At 35.0% G+C, this 1,603-nt stretch carries 2 protein-coding genes; both read right to left on the minus strand.

Annotated features, from left to right (window positions below; translation table 11 throughout):
- Positions 1–473 (minus strand): GIY-YIG nuclease family protein (locus ABZA26_RS14685; protein ID WP_372715231.1); only part of this gene is annotated, 473 nt, incomplete at its 3' end.
- Positions 474–476: 3 nt separating this feature from the next.
- Positions 477–1,349: an RNase adapter RapZ gene (gene rapZ, locus ABZA26_RS14690; protein ID WP_372715232.1), complete on the minus strand. Its 873-nt coding sequence runs from the start codon at positions 1,347–1,349 to the stop codon at positions 477–479.
- Between the last annotated feature and the right edge of the window lie 254 nt (positions 1,350–1,603).

Below are 1,603 nucleotides of genomic sequence, written 5' to 3' on the forward strand. Positions count from 1 at the left end.
CTGTCATATTTCTTTGTCATATCTCTTTTGCAGTCTCTTATTTTAAAAATTTTAATCAGAGTTTTTTTTAGATTTCTGCATCCTGAAGGATAAGGTCCAAAATAATATCCACTCTCTGTATCCAGTGATTTAGTGGTCCTTATTATTGTTATTTTGGGATAATCTTCCTTTGTAAACTTAATATAGGGGTAAGTCTTCTCATCCTTAAGGCTTATATTATATTTGGGAGAATATTTTTTTATGAGATTATTTTCAAGAACCAGGGCATCCAGCTCGCTGTTGCATATTATGAAATCCAGACTTTCTATGTTTTTGACAAGTTCCCTTGTCTTTTCATCTGGATGTTCCCTGTTAAAATATGAGGATACTCTTTTTTTGAGATTCTTGGCCTTTCCTACATATATTACCTTTTCTCCCTTTTTCATGAGGTACACACCTGGATTTTCAGGAATGTCTATTTTTTTTATATCCATATATCAGAGCCAGTGCCCCCTCTCTTCCTCTCTGTGACTTGTCACCACCCGGATATCGCTTCTCCCGGAAAAATATTCCTTCAGAAGATTTATATAGGTCACTGACCTGTGCCTTCCTCCGCTACATCCCACTCCTACGGAAAGATGACTTTTCCCTTCGGTTATAAATTTTGGAATAAGAAATTCCAGCATATCCACAAGTCTTTTGAAAAATTCCTTAGATTCCTCAAATTCCATTACATATTCTGCTACCTCTTTATCATTTCCTGTCTTGTCTCTCAGTTCCTCTATATAATAGGGATTCTTTAGAAATCTTACGTCAAACATGAGGTCCAAATCTATAGGAGTCCCATATTTGAATCCGAAAGACTGAAAATGAACCGTTATCTCCTCGTCTTTTCTGTCAAAAAGAAGCTTTTTCAGCTTCAGACCTATATCCTTTGGCTTCAGCGAACTTGTGTCTAATATCAGAGAAGCCCTCTTCCTTATATCGCTCATTAGATTTCTTTCTTTGATTATACTGTCTAAAATAGTTTTAGCTTCTATAGGATGCTTTCTCCTGGTGAGATTATACCTGTTTAGTATTACCTCTACCTTTGATTCTAAAAATATCAGCCTGTAATTTATCCCGGTGGCTTCTGCCTCATCTAATAGAGAGCTAAATTCATCTACATTTTCAAAGGATCTGGCATCTATCCCCATGCATAGTTTCTTTTTATCCATATCACCGTTTTTTATGGCTTTCAGAAGGACACTTCCCATACTGCAAGGTACATTGTCTATTGTAAAATATCCCATATCCTCAAATGAATTGATCGCCGATGTTTTACCTGCTCCGCTGAGCCCGCTTATTATTATCAACTGAATATTTTTCATTAACAATCACCCCTTTATATCTACTTAGATTTTAACAGATAGATGACTCTACTTCAAATAAAATATAAACTTAGTCTAATTGTCACTTTAAATTTCATATGAATTATTGAATTTACACAGAAGTCTGTTACTTTTCCTTGATGAAAAGTAACCAAAAATCAAGGCCTGTGAAAAATAAGCTAAATGCCTTCGGAAATCTAAGAAAAAATCGAAACTCGCTTCGCTCAAACATCGATTTTTTCTAAAGATTTCTC

Source organism: Ilyobacter sp. (assembly GCF_041583315.1).
In the GTDB taxonomy this organism is placed as follows: Bacteria; Fusobacteriota; Fusobacteriia; order Fusobacteriales; family Fusobacteriaceae; genus Ilyobacter.